Here is a 2,146-nt window from a genome sequence, read left to right as displayed (position 1 = left end):
GCGCCGGTTGGTTCGGTCCGCCATCGCCGAATGGATCGAGGATCGGGCCGAGGCGTTGAAAGCACATCGGCTGGAATTCTGGTACGCGGACCTCGAAGCCGCGCAGGCCGTCAGGTTCCGAATCGGCCGCGCGGGCGGGAAGTACCGTTTCGGCACGGTGATTCACATGGAGCGCGTGCGCGACCTTTCCGACGAGGCGCTGGTGTTCAAAGTGCGGCAGGAATGCGAACACGCCTTGCAACAATCGATCCGGAGGTGATCAAGCGATGGGACAACGCACAACGTCATTCGTTCAAGCCGACGCCGCGCGGCTCCCATTCGCGGACAACGCTTTTGACCTGGTTTTCGGAAGTCCGCCGTACTGCGACGCGCGGACCTACGGAATCGGCGCACAGCGCGGCTGCGAAGAATGGGTGGCGTGGATGCTGGCCGTCAGTGTCGAGGCGCAGAGGGTTTGTCGTGGCGCGGTCGTTTGGATCGTGGGGAGCGTGACGCGAAAGCGAAACTACTGGCCCGCGCCCGAGGGCCTGATGTGGGAATGGTGGAAACGCGGCGGCGAGTGCCAACTATACCGGCCGTGCTTTTGGCACCGCGTCGGCGTTCCCGGCAGCGGCCATGACGACTGGTTTCGATCCGATGTGGAGTATGCGATCTGCATGAAGCGGCCGGGTCCGCTCCCGTGGTCCGACAACACGGCGCGGGGGAAGCCGCCGAAGTGGGCTCCCGGCGGCGAAATGTCCTATCGGCTGTCTTCCGGGCAACGTGTGGACCAGTGGGGCGGAAACCGGAAGTCCGACGCGACGCACTACAGAAAAGCCAACGGCGAAAGACAAGCCGCATCAAGGCCTTCGCACATAATACGCGCCATGCGGGAACCCGATGGAACAAGGAGAGACCAGGCGTACAAGTCGCCCGTCCTGGCGAACCCCGGCAACCTGATCGTGGGAATCACGGTTGGCGGCGGGCATCTCGGGGACCGGCTCGCCCATCGGAACGAAGCGCCGTTTCCCGAGAAGTTGGCCGAATGGTTCATCTCTTCGCTCTGCCCGCCCGGCGGCAACGTGCTTGATCCGTTCAGCGGCTCGGGGACTACGGTGGCGGCGGCGGTGAGATTGGGTCGGCACGGCGTCGGCGTGGATGTTCGCGATAGCCAAACGCGACTCGGACAAAAACGACTCATGAACGTGACTCCCGGTTTTGTTTTCGACCAGGCGGCTCGATAGCGAAAGCCTGGAAGGAGAATCGCATCAATGGGGCGAGTTTATTTGCTTCGAACATGCGGCCCGAACGGAGAATCCTCAAACGGGTTCCGATGGCCGGTCGAGGTCGGCTCGAAGATCGTGGCACCTTCAATTGCGGCGCGCCGATTGTGCTTGTGGCTTATGGCGAGCGAAACCTTGAGTCGCTGAAAAAATCGGGGCTCGGCTTCACCGTGGCGTTACGCGACAAGGAAATCGGGTGAAAGATTTCGCACAAACCGACGCCGCGCGGCTCCCATTCGCGGACGACACGTTTGACCTGGTTTTCGGAAGTCCGCCGTACTGCGACGCGCGGACCTATGGAATCGGCACGCAACGCGGCTGCGAAGAATAGAGCGACACATCACCAATGGAGAAGCCAATCCATGCCGAACGAACTCTTCACAATCCTTGCGGCCGGACCAAGGAGTTTCCCGCCGGACGGCGTTCCCAGTCGCCGCGTACTGCTGGTCTGGTGGCGGAACAACCGTGGCAAGCCGCGCGGGTTCAGCGTGCATCAGCAGTACTGGCCACTCCCAGCGGAAGACCCGATGGATAAGTCGCCCTACCTGACCAACGGCACCTACTTCACCCCTGGCGGGCTCGACCTCGGTCCGGCCGAGCAAGAGGCGGATGTCCAGGTATGCTACGGGCACGCATTGGCGAAGTTTTTGGCGCTGCTGGCCGATGATTCCGCCAATGGCCTGGCGACATGGTGTAATGCGTGGCTCCGCGAGTTGGGCCAACAGGAATAACAGAGATCGCATTTATTTGGCAGCATGCTGGGTTCAAACCGTCCGCGCAGGCCGGCGGTTTGTGCGGGGTCGCCTCCGCCCTCGGCGCAGGATCGCTTGGAATGCGGCGAACCGCATCCGCATTGCGGTGGCGTATCCGGGAGAAAACGGGAT

Annotated in this window: 5 protein-coding genes; all 5 read left to right on the top strand. The window is 62.4% G+C overall.

Annotation, left to right across the window (positions count from 1 at the left end; all coding sequences use genetic code 11):
* Positions 1–259: hypothetical protein (locus tag P0119_22805; protein ID MDF0668892.1), on the top strand; the 259-nt coding region annotated here is incomplete at its 5' end.
* 7 nt (positions 260–266) lie between these two features.
* The gene (locus P0119_22800) at positions 267–1,223 is read left to right on the top strand and encodes a DNA methyltransferase (protein MDF0668891.1); all 957 of its coding nucleotides are present in this window, start codon (positions 267–269) and stop codon (positions 1,221–1,223) included.
* Between the two features lie 53 nt (positions 1,224–1,276).
* The gene (locus tag P0119_22795; protein ID MDF0668890.1) at positions 1,277–1,462 is read left to right on the top strand and encodes a hypothetical protein; all 186 of its coding nucleotides are present in this window, start codon (positions 1,277–1,279) and stop codon (positions 1,460–1,462) included.
* Positions 1,459–1,593 carry a hypothetical protein gene (locus tag P0119_22790; GenBank protein ID MDF0668889.1) on the top strand — a complete coding sequence of 45 codons (135 nt, stop codon included), beginning with the start codon at positions 1,459–1,461 and terminating at the stop codon, positions 1,591–1,593. Before P0119_22795 ends, P0119_22790 begins: the two co-directional genes overlap by 4 nt.
* Positions 1,594–1,624: 31 nt before the next feature.
* Positions 1,625–1,993, top strand: a complete 369-nt coding sequence (locus tag P0119_22785) for a hypothetical protein (GenBank protein MDF0668888.1) — start codon at positions 1,625–1,627, stop codon at positions 1,991–1,993.
* The last annotated feature ends 153 nt before the right edge of the window (positions 1,994–2,146 follow it).

The sequence above is a fragment of the Nitrospira sp. genome (assembly GCA_029194665.1).
GTDB lineage: Bacteria > Nitrospirota > Nitrospiria > Nitrospirales > Nitrospiraceae > Nitrospira_D.
The sequence above is the reverse complement of the archived record's forward strand: the minus strand, read 5'-3'. Positions and strand labels throughout refer to the sequence as shown.